Genomic DNA, 17,977 nt, shown 5'->3' on the forward strand with positions numbered 1-17,977 from the left:
CCTCCTACCCCGCCGACTTCCCCTCCCCGGCCCGCTCGGTCCGCACCCATTCCGTCTGCCGCCGCAGCGCGAAGCGGCGCAGGATCCCGGCCTTGCCGGCGACGAGGCGCGGCAGGGCCGCGAGATCCTGCCAGCGCAGGAGGCCGCCGCCCCAGCGCCGGGCCGCGAGGCCGAAGGCGAGAACGAGGCCGGCGAGGCTGGCGGCGGAGATCAGCAGGGGTCCCGCCCCGCCGCCGAGCGCCCACCAGGCGAGGCCGAGGCCGGCGAGCCCGGCCTGCGCGAGGGCGAGGGTCACCAGGGGCAGCACGCAGAGGTCGAGGGCCATCGCGGCGAGGCGGGCGTCGCCCCGGTGCAGGGCGGCGCGCAGGAGCGCGCCGGCATAGGGCAGGATCAGCGAGAGGTGGCCGTGCTCCCAGCGGGTCTGCTGCGCTCGTCGCGCCGCCGCGCCGGCGGGGAGCGCGCTCGTCACCTCGGCCTCCGGGCAGAAGCGGGGCGGATGGCCGGCGAGCGCGAGGTCGAGGCCGAGCTTCAGGTCCTCGGCGAGATGCCCGTTCGCCAGCCCGACCGTGCCCAGAAGCCGCGTCGGCACCGCGAAGCCGGTGCCGGAGATGCCGCAGGGCCAGCCGAGGCGGCTGCCCCCGAGGGGCCGGCCGATCTGCTTGACCACCGTCGCGACGGTGGCAAGCCGCAGGGCGGAGGAGGCCTGCGGCGGCGGCGCGAGGCGGTAGGCGGCCTGGACCGGCCCGTCGAGGGCGGCGCTCAGGCGCGCGATTCGGTCGAGGGCGTCGGGGGCGATGGCACAATCGGCGTCGACCACCACCAGGGTCTCGGGCAGGCCGGTGCGGGCGAGGTGGCGATAACCGAAATCGAGGGCGTAGCCCTTGCCGCGCCGCTCGGGATCGTGGCGCTCCACCACCTCGGCCCCCGTCTCCCGCGCGGCGGCGGCGGTGGCATCGAGGCAATTGTCGGCGACCACCAGCAGGCGGTCGCCGGGGGCGAGGCCGGGCCGCAGCGAGGCCACCGTGGCGGCGATCTGGCCCGCCTCGTCGTGGGCCGGGATCAGCACCGCCAGGGACGGCCGGCGTGGGGCCGGCGGCGGCGGGCGCAAGGCGGGCAGCGAGGCCACGACCTGCGCGGCGAGAACCAGGACCGGCACCGCGCCGGCGAGCGCCAGGGCGCAGAGGACGACATCGATGACAATCATGGGTCCAAAAATCCTCGCCCGGCCGCGCGGGCGCGCAGCCGGGACATGATGAGGTGAGGGTCAGTAGGCGGCCTGCGAGCGGAAGATCTCGCGCAGCGTCATCCCGAGGATGATCAGGTCGAGCAGCAGCGACCAATGCTCGATATAGGCGAGGTCGAGATCGACCCGGCGCTGCATCGCGGCGGCGTTCGGCGTCTCGCCGCGGCACCCGCGCACCTGGGCCCAGCCGGTGATGCCCGGGCGCACCGCGTGGCGCTCGGCGTAGCGGGCGACGGTGCCGGTGAACTGCGCGTCGTGCGCCACCGCGTGCGGCCGCGGCCCGACCAGGGACATCGAGCCGAGGAGCACGTTCACGAGCTGGGGCAGCTCGTCGAGGCTGGTGCGGCGCAGGACGCGGCCGACGCGGGTCACCCGCGGGTCGTCGCGCCGGGCCTGGCGGACCACGCTGCCATTCTCGCAGCAGGTCATGGTGCGGAACTTCCACACCTGGAACGCCTGGTTGCCAAGGCCGATGCGGCTCTGGCGAAACAGCACCGGTCCGCGCGAATCCCACTTGATCAGCAGCGCGATGACGAGGAGGAGCGGCAGCAGCAGGACCAGCCCGAGGGCGGCGCCCACCACGTCGAGGGCGCGCTTGGCGACCGGACCCATCCCGGGCCGGAAGGCCGGGCGGACCCGGGCGACGGCGGCCGCGCCGCCGGCCTCGACGGCGGGCGCCAAGGCCAGGGTTCCAGAGGCCAGGGCTCCGGAGGCCGAGACCTGAGGCGTCAAGGCTCCCGCCGCCAGAGCGCCCGGCGCCAGCAGCCCCGGAGCGAGCAGCAGCGCGAGGCCGCCGGCCGGCACCGCACCTCCGATCCCGCTCCTGGCAAGCCCCTTACTGCCAAGTTCATCACCACCGCCCACGCGGGATTGCGGTCGTGCTCCACGAGCCATGCGCCGTCTCCACCGTTAACGAGCGGTTAACGATAGGCAGAGGCACGACACTCAGGTCAATTTCACCACAATATCACGCGGATCTACGTTGCTTCATCTTCGATTACCTCGTTCGGGTGCCGGTCTCTCATCCGAAGAAACGAAGGTGAACAGGGGCTGGCGGGACAAGGCGCGGGGGGTGGTGCGGCCCCTACCGCTTATTGGGAGGCTGCGCCGTGCGGCCGGACGGCCGAGGCTTCCCGTCAGTCACGGGAACGAGCCCAGCGGCGCGGCGGCCGGGAGAGGGCTCGCGGGCAAACGACATCACCGGCAGCCGACACCACCGGCCGTCGACATCTCTGGCAGCCGACATCTTTGGGACGAGAAGGCCTGATCCGCATGCGAGCCGCACACCGTCTTCCCGCCTCCCTCCGGCGCGGGCTCCTCCTCGGCGCGCTATGCCTGCCGGCCGGGCTCGCGAGCGCGGCGAACGGGCCGCGTCCCGCCATCTCCGCCCCGCCGCCGGCGCCCGCGCCGGCCGCCGCGGCGAGCAATCCCGCCGGGAGCCTCGCGGGCTACGCCCTCGGGCCGCTCGACCGCATCCGGCTGCGGGTGTTCGAGTGGCGGGCGAGCCGCGACGAGATCTTCGCCTGGACGGCGCTGAACGACGAGTTCACCATCGGGGCCGACGGCACGCTGTCCCTGCCGATCATCGGCGACATCCCGGTGGCCGGCCTGCCGACCCGGGAGGTCGGGCGGCTGGTGGCGCGGCGCCTGCGCGACCGGATGGACCTGGCCGATCCGCCCGACACCGCGGTCGAGATCGCCGTCTACCGGCCGTTCTACATCAGCGGCGCCGTCGACAAGCCCGGGGAATACGCCTTCCGGCCGGGGCTCACGGTCGCGAAGGCGGTGGCGCTCGCCGGCGGACCGCCGCGGGTCACCGATGGCGGGCTCCTGCGCCTGGAGCGCGACGCGATCACCGCGCGGGGCGACCTCGCCGGCCTGCAGAAGGACCGCGACCAGCTCACCCTGCGGCTGGCCCGCTTCGCCGCCGAGCGCGACGACAAGCCGAGATTCGAGCCGCCGAAGGAGCTGGCCGGGCGCCCGGATCCCGGCCTGCTGGCGCTCATCGACCGCGAGACCTCGATCTTCGAGGCCCGCCGCAAGGCGCTGGCGACCCAGGTCGACGCCATCGAGGATCTCAAGCGCTTCCTGCGCCAGCAGATCGACGCGCTGAACGGCCAGCTCGCCACCATCGACACCCAGATCAAGCTGATCGCCACCGAGATCCGCAGCAACGAGCAGCTCGCCGAGCGCGGCCTCGCCACGCAGCAGCGCACCATCGCGTCCGGCCGCTCGATGGCGCAGATGGAGAGCGAGAAGCTGCGCACCACCACCGACCTCCTGCGCGCCCGCGAATCGATCTCGCGCGCCGACCTGTCGATCCTCGACCTGCGCAGCCGGCGCGCCACCGAGGTCACGGCGGAGATGCGCGACACCCAGCGCGCCCTCGAGCAGCTGAAGCCCCGGATGGAGGTGGCCGAGCGGCTGATCCTCGAGGCCGAGGTCTCCGCCCCGCGCTTCCTCTCCGACCGCGCCCAGGCCCGGCGGGCGAAGCCGACCTACCGCGTCAGCCGCCAGACCGGCACGAGCGCGCAGGAGATCGTGGCCGAGGACACCACGACGCTGATGCCGGGCGATTCCGTGAGCGTCGAGCTGCCCAACATCGACCTGCCGGCGGTGTCCTGGCCGGCGCCGCGGACGGGGGCGATGACGTCGTTGAACTAGCGGTTCATAGAAAGAAGCGTAACGAAGCTCTTCTCGCCGCGACGCTCTTCACGAAACTCAGCGTCATCCCGGGGCCGCGCAGCGGAGTCCGGGATCGAGAGCCGCAGGACGTTCAGGACAAGGCGGAGCGCGTACCGCCTGTTTTGGCACCACCTGCGTGTCTGGATCCCGGGCTCCGCTGCCGCGGCCCCGGGATGACCCTGTGGGGTGGGAGACGTTAATTCTTTTATACGAGGGGACGCCGATCGCATCACCCCTTGCGGCGCCACCACGCGACGACCCGCTCCCACTTCGCCTCCAGCCAGCGGGCCGACCGCTCCAGCCCCGGCTTCATGCCCGGCAGGTCCTCGCTGAGGAGGGCGAGGCCGAGCGGCAGCATCCACAGGCCGAAGACCGGCAGGACCGCCAGGAAGCCGCCGAGGATCAGCACCAGGGCGGCCGGGATGCGGACCCAGCGCCGGGACGGGGCGCGCAGCCAGGCGATCGCATCGCCGACCCGCTTCGGCAGGAGATCGAGCAGCCGGGCGATCCGGTCGTCCCAGGCCTGAGCCAGCGGCTTCGCGGGGCCCTGGTTCGGGGAGCCTGGCGGGTTCGGCATCGCCGTGGGGACGGTCGGGCGCGTGGTGGTGTTGTTCGGCGTCATGGCGAGACACAAAGCGGCAATGCGGCCGGACGGTTCCCACGCTCCCGCCCCTGCGAGGCCGCGCCGCATTGCCGAGCCCCCGGCCGCGACCTAACTCCGGACGTCATGGAGACAACCGGCGAAGCAGGGTGCGGCGCGACCCCGGCGGCGGGCACCTTGCAGGTCCGCGTCGTCCAGCGCATCTCCGAGATCGCCGCGGCGGACTGGGACCGCTGCGCTCTCTCGGCCGAATCGCTCGCGGGGGCGGCCGAGAGCCACAACCCCTTCGTCACCCACGCCTTCCTGTCCTCGCTCGAGGATTCGGGTTGCGTCGGCGGCCGCACCGGCTGGCTGCCCCTGCACGTCGCCGCCGAGCGCGACGGTCAGGTGGTCGGCTACGCCCCCTGCTACCTGAAATCCCACTCGCAGGGCGAGTACGTGTTCGATCACGGCTGGGCCGACGCGTTCGAGCGCGCCGGCGGCCGCTACTACCCGAAGCTCCAGGTCAGCGTGCCGTTCACGCCCGTCACCGGCCCGCGCTTCCTGGTCGCCCCGGGCGAGGATCCCCAGGAGGCCACCGCCGCCCTCGTCGCCGGCCTGCGGGCGCTCCGCCGGCAGGTCGAGGCCTCTTCGATCCACGCGACCTTCCTGCCCGAGGCCGAGGCCGAGCGGGCGGGCGAACTCGGCTTCCTGCGCCGGGTCGACCAGCAGTTCCACTGGGACAATGCCGGCTATGCCACCTTCGATGATTTCCTCGGGGCGCTCGCCTCGCGCAAGCGCAAGGCGATCAAGCGCGAGCGGCGCGACGCGCTATCGGCCGGGATCACGGTCGAGTGGGTCACCGGCTCCGACCTGACGGAGGCCCACTGGGACGCGTTCTACCGCTTCTACATGGATACCGGCTCGCGCAAATGGGGCCGGCCCTACCTCAACCGGCGCTTCTTCTCGCTCATCGGCGAGCGCATGCCCGAGCGCATCCTCCTGGTGATGGCCCGGCGCGAGGGCCAGTACGTCGCGGGCGCCATCAACCTGATCGGCGACCGCGCCCTCTACGGCCGCAACTGGGGCTGCATCGAGGACCATCCCTTCCTGCATTTCGAGGTCTGCTACTACCAGGCGATCGACTTCGCGATCGCTCGTGGGCTCGCCCGGGTCGAGGCCGGGGCGCAGGGCGAGCACAAGCTCGCCCGCGGCTACCGCCCGGTGATCACCCATTCCGTCCACGACATCGCCGATTCATCCTTGCGCGCCGCGATCGCCGATTATCTCGCCCGCGAGGCGCGCCACGTCGAGGCGGCGGCGGACGCCCTCGACGAGGCGACGCCGTTCCGCAAGGGCGAGGCCTCGCAGGGCGACGACTGACGGCGCCGTAGCGCGGCGATCGGGCAGCGGCTACGCTCCTTGCACGGGGCCCGGAAAGAGGCTCGAGCCGGATCGCCGCCTGAGCCTGCGGGGGCGCGGGACGCCGGGCATCCGCAGCCATGCATCCGCGCCTCTGGACTCGGGGTTGCAGGCGCCGGAGGATGCGCGCCGTCCGGCCCCGACCCCGGGCCGCAGTCCGGAGCGTTTTCGCCGCATGTCCCCGATCGACCGCATCTCCGCCGACCTCGAGGCGCTCACCGCCATCCGGCGCGACTTCCACGCCCATCCGGAGCTCGGCTTCGAGGAGGTGCGCACCTCCGGCATCGTGGCCGACAAGCTCGCCTCCTGGGGGATCGAGGTCCATCGCGAGATCGGCCGCACCGGCGTCGTCGGGGTGCTGAAGGGCCGCGGCACCAGCCCGCGGCGCATCGGCCTGCGCGCCGACATGGACGCCCTGCCGATCGAGGAGGCGACCAATCTCCCCTACCGCTCGACCGTGCCGGGCAAGATGCATGCCTGCGGCCATGACGGCCACACCACGATGCTGCTCGGCGCCGCCAAGTACCTCGCCGAGACCCGCGACTTCGACGGCACCGCGGTGTTCATCTTCCAGCCCGCGGAGGAAGGCTTGGGTGGCGCCCGCGCCATGCTGGCCGACGGGCTGTTCTCGCGCTTCCCCTGCGACGAGGTCTACGGCCTGCACAACAACCCGAGCGGACGGACCGGCGAGCTCTCGGTGCGGCCCGGCCCCGCCATGGCGGCGGCCGACTTCTTCGACATCCGCATCGTCGGGCGCGGCGCCCACGGAGCGCAGCCGAACCGTGGCATCGACCCGGTGGTGGTCCAGGCGGCTCTCGTCCAGGCGCTGCAGACCATCGTCAGCCGCAACGCCGACCCGCTGCAATCGGCAGTTCTGTCGATCACCCAGGTCCATGCCGGGGCGGCCTACAACGTGATCCCGGAGGAGGCCCACCTCGCCGGCACGGTCCGCACCTTCGACGACGACATCCGCGCCCTGATCGCCAAGCGCATGCGCGAGATCGCGGCCGGCGTGGCCGCGACCTTCGGCGCCGAGATCACGGTCGAGATCAACGACATCTTCTCGGTCCTGCGCAACAGCGAGGCCCAGACCCGCGCCGCCGCCGCGGTCGCCACCGAATTGTTCGGCGCCGCCAAGGTCGACACCGCGCCGGAGCCCAAGATGGGCAGCGAGGACTTCGCCGACATGCTGCACGCGGTGCCGGGCGCCTATGCCTGGCTCGGCGGCAAGGCCGGGGCGAACCTGCACAACGCCGCCTTCGACTTCGACGACGCGATCATCCCGCTCGGGGCGGCGTATTTCGCGCGGCTGGTCGAGACGCGCTCAGCCGCCGCCGCCGGCTGAGGCCGGTTCCGGGCGCACAGACGTTCGGATAAGGTCCTGGCGACGCCATTCTCCCTGCGTCACCCTGGGGTCCGCTGATGCGGCCCCGGGATGACCCGCGGGGTGGCAGCAACGGTGATCGAGCCGTGCAATCCCCGACAGGAAACCGTGCGATGACCGAGACCGCCTACGATTCCCAGAACATCTTCGGCAAGATCCTGCGGGGCGAGGTGCCCTGCCACAAAGTCTACGAGAACGAGCACGTCATCGCGTTCATGGACGTGATGCCCCAGGCCGACGGCCACACCCTGGTGGTGCCCAAGGTTCCGAGCCGCAACCTCCTCGACGCGGACCCGGCCACCCTCGGTCACCTCTACGCCGCGGTGCAGATCGTGGCGCGGGCCGCGAAGGCCGCTTTCGCGGCCGACGGCGTCGCGGTCTACCAGTACAACGAGGCGGCGGCCGGCCAGACGGTGTTCCACCTCCACGTCCATGTCCTGCCCCGGCACGAGGGCGTGGCGCCGCGCCGGCACGTCGATGGGATGGCGGATCCGGCTCTGCTGGCCCAGCATGCGGAGAAGATCCGGGCGGCGCTCAAGGGCTGATCCAGTCCTTCTAACAGAGGCGCAGGCTTTCTCCTCTCCCCGACAGATCCCGGGCCTGCCCGGGATCTGCAAACAAGAGCGAAGTCGGGCAGACCCGACTTCGTTGCGGGGAGAGGGCTGCGTCCCCGTTCAGGGGATGCAGCAAGCGGAGGCGCAAGCCGGAGCGAGGGTGAGGGGGAAGTGCCGGAAGAGCCTCAATCGGAGACACCCCCTCACCCTCGCCCTGCGGGCTCGCCACGCTCCCTGGACGGGAGCATGGCCCTCTCCCCGCCCGCGGGGAGAGGAGAAACCGCGTCTCTTCTCTCTCAGGGCCTCTTCTCGGTTTGAGACAACAAAAAAGAAAAGCCACCCTTTCGGGCGGCTCTCCGGAACTCTCGACCTCTGCGTCGCTCAGATCAGCGCGAGTAGAACTCGATGACCAGGTTCGGCTCCATCTGCACCGGGTACGGGACCTCGGACAGGGTCGGCACGCGGGTCATGCGCGCGGTCATCTTGCCGTGGTCGACCTCGATGTAGTCGGGCACGTCGCGCTCGGCGAGCTGGCTCGCCACGAGGACGATCTCGAGCTGCTTGGACGATTCCTTGATCTCGATCACGTCGTCCGGCTTGACGAGGTAGCTCGGGATGTTGACGCGCACGCCGTTCACCCGGATGTGGCCGTGGTTGACGAACTGGCGGGCGGCGAACGGGGTCGCCACGAACTTCGAGCGGTAGACCACCGCGTCGAGGCGGCGCTCGAGCAGGCCGACCAGGTTCTCGCCCGAGTCGCCGCGCAGGCGGATCGCCTCGGCGTAGTAGCGGCGGAACTGCTTCTCGGTGATGTTGCCGTAGTAGCCCTTGAGCTTCTGCTTGGCGCGCAGCTGCGTGCCGAAGTCGGACATCTTGCCCTTGCGGCGCTGGCCATGCTGGCCCGGGCCGTACTCGCGGCGGTTCACGGGGCTCTTCGGGCGGCCCCAGATGTTCTGGCCCATGCGGCGATCGAGCTTGTGCTTCGCCTGAACGCGTTTCGACATCGCGTGTCCTCTAGAACTTTTTCATCACGTATTGAGAGGAACGCGCCCTCCTCCCCCCGAATCCGGGGCGACAGAGCGGCCGTGACGAGCCGCTCGCGGGTGCGCAAAATGTTTCGGGGCCCCGAACCGGAGCCCCGCGAACCGGGCGCTCTTAGGCGACAAAGCGTCGGGGGTCAAGACTCAAGGGTTCGGCCGGAACCGGGCTTCGGCCTCGTTGTCCTGGCGGCCTAAGATGGAGACGTGGTCGCCCGGCACCTCGATGAAGTCGGCGCGCGCGGCGCGCGCCAGCCGGGCACCATACTTCGCCGGGATCACCGGATCGATCTCGCCGTGCACGATCAGGACCGGGACGTCGAGCGCGCCGACGATCCGGTCGGAATGCCAGGTATCGGAGAGGAGGCCCGCCGGCAGGAAGCGGAAATGGTGGCGCGCCATCGCGGTCATCGAGTCGAACGGCGCTTCGAGGTAGAGCCCCCGCAGGCCCGTCGCCCCGGCGCGGGCCGCCACCGCGACCGCCACCGCCGCGCCAAGGGAGTGGCCGTGCAGCAGCACCGGGGCGCCGGGCGCCCGACGCCGCGCTTCCGCCAGGGCCGCCAGCCCGTCGGCGATCAGCCCGGCCTCGCTCGGCCGCCCGGTCGAGCCCGGATAGCCGCGATAGGCCGGCGCCATCACGCCCCACCCGTGAGCCCGCCAGGGCCCGGCGGCGAAGCGCTCGGCGTGCCACTCGGGCAGCGAGGCGTTGCCGTGGAACGTCACCACCACTCCGGCGCCCTCGGCCGGCGGCAGCCAGAGCGCGCGCAGGCGCTCGCCGTCCGGCGTCGCCAGCACGACCGTCTCGACGCCCGGCAGCCGCGCGCCGGTCGCCGGGACCGGACCGCCCTGGCCCGGATAGAGCAGGCTGCGCTGGAACCACCAGAACGCGGCGATCACCGCGCCGTACAGGACAATGACCGCGACGAGCAGGCCGGCCGCGAGCAAAGCCAGCCGGGCGAGGCTCACTGGAGAACGAGCGGCATCGCCTCGCGCGCGACCTCGGCGATGCCGCGCTCGCCGAGCGCCGCGCACAGGGCGGGGGTCAGCCGGTCGCCGGAGGTGAAGGAGGCCAGGACCGGACCCGGGACGTCGTCGCCGAATCCCCGGGCGGGGCCGCCGATCAGCTGGGTCATGCGCCGGGCGATCGCCGGGGCCGGGTCGATCCAGGTCACCGGCCAGGGCGCGAGCGCCTGGTAGCGGGGAAGCAGCAGGGGATAGTGGGTGCAGGCGAGCACCACCACGTCGGTGCGCCCCGCCTCGCCCTCGACGAAGCACGGCCCGATCTCGGCCCAGAGGTCGGCGTCCGAGACCGGCAGGCCGGAGAGCGCCGCCTCGGTCAGCGCCGCGAGGCCAGTCGCCCCGACCAGGGTGACCCGGCAGCCCGCGGCGTAGGTGTCGATCAGCTCGCGGGTATAGTCGCGCCGCACGGTGCCGGGCGTGGCGAGCACGCTGACGAATCCTGAACGGGTCGCCGCGGCCGCCGGCTTGATCGGCGGCACGGTGCCGACGAACGGGATGTCGAAGCGCTGGCGCAGGGCCGGCAGCACCAGGGTCGAGGCGGTGTTGCAGGCCACTACCACGAGATCGGGGGCGTGGAGGGCGATCAGCCGCTCCATCACGGTGAGCACGCGGGCCACCAGCACGGGCTCGGCGAGGCCGCCATACGGGAAGGCGGCGTCGTCGGCGGCGTAGACCACCCGGGCGTCGGGCCGGGCGCGCCGCACCTCGGCGAGCACCGTGAGGCCGCCGAGGCCGGAATCGAACACGAGGACCACGGGGGCACGGGTGATCGGCGCCAGGGGCGCCGCGGCAGTGCCGGCCATCAGATCGAACCGCATGAGAGGCTTTGACCGAGAGGGATGAGAGATTGCCGGCGAGAGTCCGGCGGGCTCGTTAAGGCTTGGTCAAAGCGGCGGCAAAATGGCCCCGCTTCCCCCGCGACGCACCGTCCGAAGCGTCGCCGCACGGGACCCAAGCTGCGCGGTAACGCCGCGCCGGAGAAACGAGTTCCCCGGACCCGCGTTGAGCGTGGACAATCCGTCTACGCATAAGGGACGATCCGATGGCAGCGACCGCGACCGCGCAGGTCAGAGACACGCGCCCCGCGTTTCCCCCGCCCCCCGTCGGTGCCCGCCCGGTCGACCGGGCGGCCTGGATCGCGGCCTTCCGCCACGTCCGCGACGAGACCGAACGCCGCGCCGCCCCGCTCTCGCCGGAGGACCAGCAGATCCAGTCGATGCCGGATGCGAGCCCGACCAAGTGGCACCGCGCCCACACGACCTGGTTCTTCGAGCAGTTCCTGCTGACGGCGATGGTGCCGGGCTACACGGTCTTCGACGAGCGCTTCTTCTATCTGTTCAACTCCTACTACGTGCAGGCGGGTCCGCGCGCGCCGCGGATCAGCCGAGGCCTCGTGACCCGGCCGACCTGCGACGAGGTCGCGGCCTATCGCGCCCATGTCGATGCCGCCATCGCCGACCTGATCGGGAGCGCCCGCGAGGCGCAGCTGGCCGAGATCGTCGGCATCGTCGAGATCGGTCTGCACCACGAGCAGCAGCACCAGGAGCTGATGCTCACCGACATCCTGCACGCCTTCGCGCAGAACCCGCTCCTGCCGGCTTACGACGAAGGCTGGCGCTGGCCCGCCCTGTCGCAGCGTTCAGGGCAGGTTGCCCTCGATGGCGGCGTGACCCGGATGGGGCATACCGGCGACGGCTTCCACTTCGACAACGAGGAGCCGCGCCACGACGTGCTGCTGCGGCCGGTCACCCTGGAGCGCGCCCTCGTCACCAACGGCGAGTGGCTCGAATTCATGCAGGATGGCGGCTACGCCAAGCCGGAGCTGTGGCTCTCGGATGGGTTCGTGGCCGCGCAGAACGAGGGCTGGGAGGCGCCGGGCTACTGGCGGCAGGCCGACGGCGTGTGGTCGAGCATGACGCTCGCCGGGTTGAAGCCGGTCGATCCGGCCCTGCCGGTGACCCATGTCAGCTACTACGAGGCCGACGCCTTCGCCCGCTGGGCCGGGCGCGACCTGCCGACAGAGGCCGAGTGGGAGGCGGCGAGCGGCTCGCTCGACGCCGCCTTCGGCCATGTCTGGCAATGGACCCGTAGCGCCTATTCCGCCTATCCGGGCTACCGCCCGCTGCCCGGCGCGCTCGGCGAGTATAACGGCAAGTTCATGGTCAGCCAGTTCGTGCTGCGCGGCTCGTCCGTGGCGACGCCGCAGGGCCACAGCCGGCCGACCTACCGGAACTTCTTCTATCCCCACCAGCGCTGGCAGTTCACGGGCCTGCGTCTATCTCACTACGGCGCGTGAGGCGCGGCCGGACGTGCCTCGACACGGGCGCTCGTAAGGGCGCCCGCCCGACCTCGGAGTACCTGCTCGTGAACGCTCCCACTCCCCACCTCGCGCCCGCCGCTCCCCTCGCGAGCACCGATCGCGGCTTCCTGCAGGACGTGCTCGCGGGTCTCGGATCCCCGCGCAAGCACCTCTCCGCCAAGTACTTCTACGACCGGCGCGGCTCGGAGCTGTTCGAGGCGATCACCCGGCTGCCGGAATATTATCCCACCCGCACCGAGCTCGCGATCCTCGAGCAGTACGGTCCCGAGATCGGTGCCGGCCTGCCGCCGGGTGCGGCGCTCGTCGAGTTCGGCAGCGGCTCCACCGCCAAGGTGCGGCGCCTGCTGCCGCACCTCACCGACCTCGCGGCCTACGTACCCGTCGACGTCTCGGAGGAGTTTCTGCGCAGCGAGGCGGAGGAGCTCGGCCGCGACTTCCCGCGCCTGCGGGTCGAGCCGGTGGCGGCGGACTTCACCAAGCCCTTCCCCCTGCCCGACGATCTGAGGGACGCGCCGAAGGCCGGCTTCTTCCCGGGCTCGACGATCGGCAATTTCGAGCCCGCGATGGCCTCGGGCCTCCTCGGCAGCTTCGCCCGCACGCTCGGGCCCGGTGCCACGCTCATCGTCGGCATCGATCTCGTGAAGGACAAGGCGGTGCTCGACGCGGCCTACGACGATTCGGCCGGGGTAACGGCGGCGTTCAACCTCAACCTGCTCGCCCGGATCAACCGCGAGCTCAACGCCGATTTCGACCTCGACGCCTTCGCGCACCAGGCCTTCTTCGACGAGAATCTCGGGCGGATCGAGATGCATCTCGTCAGCCGGCGCAGCCAGCTCGTCACCGTGGCGGGCGTGCCGTTCCATTTCGGCTCCGGCGAGACGATCCACACCGAGAACAGCTACAAGTACACGGTGCCGGGCTTCCGGGCGCTCGCCCGCGGCGCCGGCTGGGAGCACGGACGCGCCTGGGTCGATCCGGACGGCCTGTTCTCGGTCCACGCGCTCACCGCCAGCACCATTCGCCGGCACTGAGCGGGCGATGGGCGACCGCGACCTCGGCCGTGCGCGGAATGCTGCGGTCGACGCCTTCCTGGAGACGGCGAGGCAGGTCGCCGTGCCGCAAGTCTCCCCAGGATCGGGCGGTGCGCCGCGGCTGATCTTCGCCCTCGACGCGACGATGAGCCGGCAGCCGACCTGGGACCTCGCCTGCGGGGTCCAGGCCGGGATGTTCGAGGCGACGGCCCAGCTCGGCGGCCTTTCGGTGCAGCTCGCCTACTTTCGCGGGTTCGACGAGTGCCGCGCCTCGCGCTTCGTCGCCGATGCCCGCGCGCTCACCGGCCTGATGCGGGGCGTGACCTGCCAGGGCGGCCGGACCCAGATCGGCCGGGTGCTGCGGCACGCCCGCAACGAGGCGTCGCGCGGGCCGGTCAAGGCCCTGGTGCTGGTCGGCGACGCGATCGAGGAGGACATCGACGACCTCTGCGGCGTCGCCGGCGAACTCGGCCTGCTCGGCCTGCCGGCCTTCTGCTTCCATGAAGGGCCCGACCCGGACGTCGCCGCGGGCTTCTCCGAGATCGGGCGGCTGAGCGGGGGCGTGGCGGCGCGCTTCGACCTCGCGGCGCCGGACGTTCTGGCCGCGCTCCTGCGCGCCGCGGCGCTCTACGCCACGCGGGGACTCGACGGATTGCGTCTCGCCGCGCATGAGGATGCGGCGGCGCGCCGGCTCCTCGCCGGCATGACCGGCGGGTAGACAGGGGTTCCCTGCGCGCATCTGAGGGTGGTGGAAGACGGATGATCGCCCTCGGCCTCGGTGTCCTGGTCCTCGTCGGCCTGTGGTGGCTCGGCCGCCATTACTCCACGGCGAACCCTTCGACGATCGCGCGGGTGATCCGCCAGGCCGGCGGCTGGCTGGCCCTGGCTGCGGCCGCCCTGCTGTTCCTGCGTGGGCGCTTCGACATGGCCGGAGCGCTCGGCCTCGGCGGCGCCTGGCTGCTCGGCTGGCGCCAGGGCGCTCCCCTGCCCTTCGGGCTCGGCAAGTATGGCCTCGGCAGATACGGCCTCGGCGGCGCCGCCCCGCGGCCGGACGCCGTCTCGCGGGTGCGCTCCGCCATGCTGGAGATGGAGCTCGACCACGCCTCCGGGGCGATGCGCGGCACGGTGCTCGCCGGGCCGCTCGCGGGCCAGGCCCTCGATGCCCTGGCCCCGCCCGTCCTCGCGTCGCTGCTCGCCGAGTGCCGCGCCGGCGATCCGGACGGCGCCCGCCTGCTAGAGGCTTATCTGGACCGCCGGTCTCCCGGATGGCGCGTAGACGCTGAGGCTGACCGCGACCCGCGGCCTGGCGGCGCGGCGCAGCCAGGGCCGATGACGGAGGAGGAGGCCTATCAGATCCTGGGGCTTCAGCGCGGGGCGCCCCTCGAGGAGGTGCGCCGGGCGCACCGGACCCTGATGAAGCGGCTGCACCCGGACCAGGGCGGGTCCGACTACCTGGCGGCCCGCGTGAACGCGGCCAAGGACTTTCTGCTCAACCGACATCGCTGAAACTCCACGCGCGTGTCGACGGAGCCGCGGCAGGGATGCGCCGCGGCGGGGGTGTGGTTCTGGCTTTTACGAATTTGGCGCGGGATCCCCTCTCCCGTGTGGGAGAGGGGGTAGGGGTGAGGGTGGAGACGGTGCCGGATGGAGCTGTGACCGTTCCGCTGCTCAGCTCGACGGTCGGAGCCTCAGCCTGAAGCCGAGCCACCCTCACCCCTGTCCCCTCTCCCACTCGGGAGAGGGGGACCCGCGCTCATATGTTTTGCGTGGAGCCTGGCCTCTCGCGGAATGAGAAGACCCTCAGCTCCGAGTCGCGAAGCAGGTGAAGCCGTTGCGCTTCAGCGCCCGGCAGGCATCCTGCGCGGCCTCGGCCTCGGAGAAGCCGGAGAAGCGGGCGCGGAACAGCGTGGTGCCGCCATGGGTCACCCGCTCGGTGAACGGGGCCGCCTTGCCGAGCGCCGAGCCGCTGCGCTGGCGCGCATCGGCCAGCATCGACTTCGCCTTGCCCTCGTCGTCCATGGCGCCGAGCTGGATCACCCAGGGCGTCACGCTGACGGGCTTCGCCGCCGGAGCCGCGGCCTCGCGCGGGGCCGGGGCCCGGGCCTCGCCGGGCTCGGAGGCCGGCAGGCGCGAAGCGTACTTGCCGTTCGCGGCCGGGAAGGCAGCCGTGGCGGCCGGCGCGTAGGCCTGGGCGCTCGCCGGCACGGCACCGGGGGCGCCGGCCCGCCACTTCGGCGCGGCCTGCGGCGTGGCGCCGCCGCGGGGCGCGATGTCGAGGGGCTGGCCGGTGGAGTTCGTCGTCTCGATCGCGTCGTCCTCGTCGGCGGAGGCCACGAGGGTGCGGGTCGCGACCGGACGCTCGGCGACCACGGCGGGGCGCGGCCGCTCGGCGACCTCGACCACCGGGGCGGCGGTGCGGGCGCCCGCATAGGCCACCGGCAGGTTGGCCTGGACGAGCTTGGCCATGATGTTGTCGCGGCTCGCCCCCGACTTGCCGCCGAGCACCACCGCCACGATGTGGCGGCCTTCGGTGCGGGCCGAGGTCATCAGGTTGAAGCCCGAATCGCGGGTATAGCCGGTCTTGATGCCGTCGACGCCCTCGATCCGCCCGAGCAGGTGGTTGTGGTTGCCGATCACCCGGCCCTTGAAGGCGAAGGAGCGGGTCTGGAAGTAGCGGTAGTATTTCGGGAACCGGTCCTGGATCGCACGCGCCAGGATCGTCAGGTCGCGGGCGGTGGTGATCTGGTCGGAATCGGGCAGGCCCGAGGCGTTGGCGTAGTGGGTGCGCGTCATGCCGAGCGAATGCGCCTTGCGGGTCATCATCTCGGCGAAGGCGGCCTCCGAGCCGGCGATGTTCTCGCCGATGGCGCAGGCGATGTCGTTGGCCGACTTCGTCACCAGCGCCTTGATCGCCTCCTCGACCGTCACGGTCGAGCCGGGGCGCACGCCGAGCTTGGAGGGCGGCATCCGGGCGGCATTGGCCGAGACCGTCAGCGGAGTGTCGAGGTCCATCTTGCCGCGCTCGAGCTGCTCGAACAGCAGGTAGAGCGTCATCACCTTGGTGATCGAGGCCGGATGGCGCAGGGCGTCCTCGTTGACCGCGTGCATCACGCGGCCGGTCTTGGCGTCCACCACCATCGCGGCATAGGGCGGATTGTACCCGCCCCCGCCGCCGTGATGGGCGCGCCGGCGCGCCTCGGCGGGCGAGGCGGTGAGGGCCGTCAGCACCGCCGCGGCGGCGAGCACGGCCGGCAACGCGGGTCCAGATTGGCCGTGAACGCAACGCATCACGCGACTACCCCGTTCAACTGAAGGGGCGCCCGCGACCTGGCGGCGCCCTCAAGACCGATGGCGCCTCCCCGGAAACGGCGTGGCGCAGCGGCATCACTGTCAATCAGGCTAGGCAGGCGCGGTTACGCCCCGGTTAACCGCCCGCAAATTCCGATGCTCGAATTTGCTCATTGTGCGTCGCACAAATCGCCCTTGACGAATTTTGTGCGCTGCACATATTGCAGGTCAGCGGGGCGCGACGCGCGGGCGCCCTGTCGATGCCCTGAACGCCGCGCGAGGAGGGGCGCCCCCTTAGGCGCCGCCACACCATGAACCAGCAGAACATCAACCAGCAGGCCGAGGCCGCCCAGAAGTTCGGCAAGGACGGTATGGACGCGATGCTGCGCAGCTTCGGCACCCTGTCGAAGGCGAGCCAGGCCATCGCCGTCGAGGCGACCGACTTCGCGAAGCAGTCGTTCGAGCACGGCACCGCCACCCTCGAGAAGCTCGCCGGCGTGCGCTCGCTCGACAAGGCGCTCGAGATCCAGACCGAGTACATGAAGACCTCGTACGAGCGTCTCGTGGCCCAGACCTCCAAGATGACCGAGCTCTACCAGAACCTCGCCAAGGAGATGGCGAAGCCGTTCGAGGGCTTCGTCGCCAAGGCCCAGGAGCAGGCGTTCAAGGCCCAGGACCGCGCCTTCTCCACCGCCAAGGACGGCCTGAAGAAGGTCGAGTCCGACGTGCAGCACGCCGCGTAAGCGATAGCGGGCGGCCCTCGGCGGGCCGCCCCTTCCCATCGAGACCGCGATCGCGACCGGCACGGGATCCCGTGCCGGTCGCGCGCGTTTTGGGGCTCCCGCGACGGGGCTGCACGACAAGAGCGCGCAGCCGACTGGCGAAGCGCGGACTCGGCCTATAGATTAGGCTCGGCACCGGCAGCCGACGTGATAGGCTGCCGTCCCGCACGACCACCCGAGCCCCCCGCCCGAGGGAGGCCGGTGCGGTTTTAGCGCGGTCGCCAGAGCGAGGTCGGTACGATTCAGATGGCTCAGGTCCCGAGGCAGGGAGAACCCTCCACCAGGCCGGTCGCGGCCAATCCCCGCGCTCCCGGGAACGGCAACGGCGACGGGCGATCGGGAACCGCCGTGATCACGCGGACGAAGCCGCGCACCAAGCGTCCCAACCTCTACCGCGTGCTACTTCTCAACGACGACTACACCCCGATGGAATTCGTCGTCCACGTGGTCGAGCGCTTCTTCAACAAGTCGCGCGAGGACGCGACCCGCATCATGCTGCACGTTCACCAGAACGGCGTCGGCGAGTGCGGCATATTCACCTACGAGGTTGCCGAGACCAAGGTGACGCAGGTCATGGACTTTGCGCGGAAACACCAACATCCTCTGCAATGCGTCATGGAAAAGAAATAGG

At 71.6% G+C, this 17,977-nt stretch carries 16 protein-coding genes and 1 pseudogene; 10 read left to right on the forward strand and 7 right to left on the reverse strand.

Annotated features, from left to right (window positions below; translation table 11 throughout):
* Positions 1-4: 4 nt before the first annotated feature.
* Positions 5-1,204, reverse strand: a complete 1,200-nt coding sequence (locus ABZT49_RS17815; protein ID WP_355287632.1) for a glycosyltransferase family 2 protein — start codon at positions 1,202-1,204, stop codon at positions 5-7.
* A gap of 60 nt (positions 1,205-1,264) precedes the next feature.
* Positions 1,265-2,047 (reverse strand): exopolysaccharide biosynthesis polyprenyl glycosylphosphotransferase, encoded by a 783-nt coding sequence (locus tag ABZT49_RS17820; RefSeq protein ID WP_355287633.1) that lies wholly within the window; start codon positions 2,045-2,047, stop codon positions 1,265-1,267.
* A gap of 468 nt (positions 2,048-2,515) precedes the next feature.
* Here ABZT49_RS17820 and ABZT49_RS17825 point away from each other — a divergent pair, with 468 nt between their 5' ends.
* Positions 2,516-3,907, forward strand: a complete 1,392-nt coding sequence (locus ABZT49_RS17825; RefSeq protein ID WP_355287635.1) for a polysaccharide biosynthesis/export family protein — start codon at positions 2,516-2,518, stop codon at positions 3,905-3,907.
* A 250-nt stretch (positions 3,908-4,157) separates the two neighbouring features.
* Here the strand turns inward: ABZT49_RS17825 and ABZT49_RS17830 are convergent, their stop codons facing one another.
* The gene (locus ABZT49_RS17830; protein ID WP_355287637.1) at positions 4,158-4,550 is read right to left on the reverse strand and encodes a hypothetical protein; all 393 of its coding nucleotides are present in this window, start codon (positions 4,548-4,550) and stop codon (positions 4,158-4,160) included.
* Between the two features lie 105 nt (positions 4,551-4,655).
* Between ABZT49_RS17830 and ABZT49_RS17835 the strand changes: the two genes are divergently transcribed.
* The 3 genes from ABZT49_RS17835 to ABZT49_RS17845 all read left to right on the forward strand — a co-directional run bounded on the left by ABZT49_RS17835 (position 4,656) and on the right by ABZT49_RS17845 (position 7,859).
* Positions 4,656-5,891, forward strand: coding sequence for a GNAT family N-acetyltransferase (locus ABZT49_RS17835; protein WP_355287639.1), 1,236 nt, complete (start codon positions 4,656-4,658; stop codon positions 5,889-5,891).
* A 214-nt stretch (positions 5,892-6,105) separates the two neighbouring features.
* Positions 6,106-7,275: a M20 aminoacylase family protein gene (locus tag ABZT49_RS17840; protein ID WP_355287641.1), complete on the forward strand. Its 1,170-nt coding sequence runs from the start codon at positions 6,106-6,108 to the stop codon at positions 7,273-7,275.
* Positions 7,276-7,427: 152 nt separating this feature from the next.
* Positions 7,428-7,859: an HIT family protein gene (locus ABZT49_RS17845; protein ID WP_355287643.1), complete on the forward strand. Its 432-nt coding sequence runs from the start codon at positions 7,428-7,430 to the stop codon at positions 7,857-7,859.
* A gap of 395 nt (positions 7,860-8,254) precedes the next feature.
* Here the strand turns inward: ABZT49_RS17845 and rpsD are convergent, their stop codons facing one another.
* From rpsD to murI, 3 genes are all read right to left on the reverse strand, one after another.
* A complete protein-coding gene (gene rpsD / locus ABZT49_RS17850) occupies positions 8,255-8,872 on the reverse strand; it encodes a 30S ribosomal protein S4 (RefSeq protein WP_048430210.1) in 618 nt (205 codons plus the stop codon).
* 180 nt (positions 8,873-9,052) lie between these two features.
* The gene (locus ABZT49_RS17855) at positions 9,053-9,871 is read right to left on the reverse strand and encodes an alpha/beta hydrolase (RefSeq protein WP_355287645.1); all 819 of its coding nucleotides are present in this window, start codon (positions 9,869-9,871) and stop codon (positions 9,053-9,055) included.
* Complete coding sequence (gene murI, locus ABZT49_RS17860) at positions 9,868-10,743, reverse strand: glutamate racemase (RefSeq protein ID WP_355287647.1); 876 nt, start codon at positions 10,741-10,743, stop codon at positions 9,868-9,870. Before murI ends, ABZT49_RS17855 begins: the two co-directional genes overlap by 4 nt.
* 224 nt (positions 10,744-10,967) lie before the next feature.
* On the opposite strand from murI, the gene egtB reads away from it, so the two are divergent.
* The 4 genes from egtB to ABZT49_RS17880 all read left to right on the forward strand — a co-directional run bounded on the left by egtB (position 10,968) and on the right by ABZT49_RS17880 (position 14,782).
* A complete protein-coding gene (gene egtB / locus ABZT49_RS17865; protein WP_355287649.1) occupies positions 10,968-12,221 on the forward strand; it encodes an ergothioneine biosynthesis protein EgtB in 1,254 nt (417 codons plus the stop codon).
* Between the two features lie 68 nt (positions 12,222-12,289).
* The gene (gene egtD / locus ABZT49_RS17870) at positions 12,290-13,276 is read left to right on the forward strand and encodes an L-histidine N(alpha)-methyltransferase (protein WP_355287651.1); all 987 of its coding nucleotides are present in this window, start codon (positions 12,290-12,292) and stop codon (positions 13,274-13,276) included.
* Positions 13,277-13,283: 7 nt separating this feature from the next.
* Complete coding sequence (locus tag ABZT49_RS17875) at positions 13,284-13,994, forward strand: VWA domain-containing protein (protein ID WP_355287652.1); 711 nt, start codon at positions 13,284-13,286, stop codon at positions 13,992-13,994.
* A gap of 41 nt (positions 13,995-14,035) precedes the next feature.
* Positions 14,036-14,782: a DnaJ domain-containing protein gene (locus tag ABZT49_RS17880; RefSeq protein ID WP_355287654.1), complete on the forward strand. Its 747-nt coding sequence runs from the start codon at positions 14,036-14,038 to the stop codon at positions 14,780-14,782.
* 294 nt (positions 14,783-15,076) lie between these two features.
* On the opposite strand, the gene ABZT49_RS17885 is transcribed toward ABZT49_RS17880, so the two are convergent.
* On the reverse strand, positions 15,077-16,564 hold the full coding sequence (locus ABZT49_RS17885) for a D-alanyl-D-alanine carboxypeptidase (RefSeq protein WP_355287656.1): 1,488 nt from the start codon (positions 16,562-16,564) through the stop codon (positions 15,077-15,079).
* Positions 16,565-16,890: 326 nt separating this feature from the next.
* On the opposite strand from ABZT49_RS17885, the pseudogene ABZT49_RS17890 reads away from it, so the two are divergent.
* Positions 16,891-17,217 (forward strand): annotated as a pseudogene (locus ABZT49_RS17890) (phasin family protein); the annotation flags it as partial.
* 375 nt (positions 17,218-17,592) lie between these two features.
* Positions 17,593-17,976, forward strand: coding sequence for an ATP-dependent Clp protease adapter ClpS (gene clpS / locus ABZT49_RS17895; protein WP_048443496.1), 384 nt, complete (start codon positions 17,593-17,595; stop codon positions 17,974-17,976).
* Position 17,977: the final 1 nt, after the last annotated feature.

The sequence above is a fragment of the Methylobacterium sp. EM32 genome, from assembly GCF_040593685.1.
In the GTDB taxonomy this organism is placed as follows: Bacteria; Pseudomonadota; Alphaproteobacteria; order Rhizobiales; family Beijerinckiaceae; genus Methylobacterium.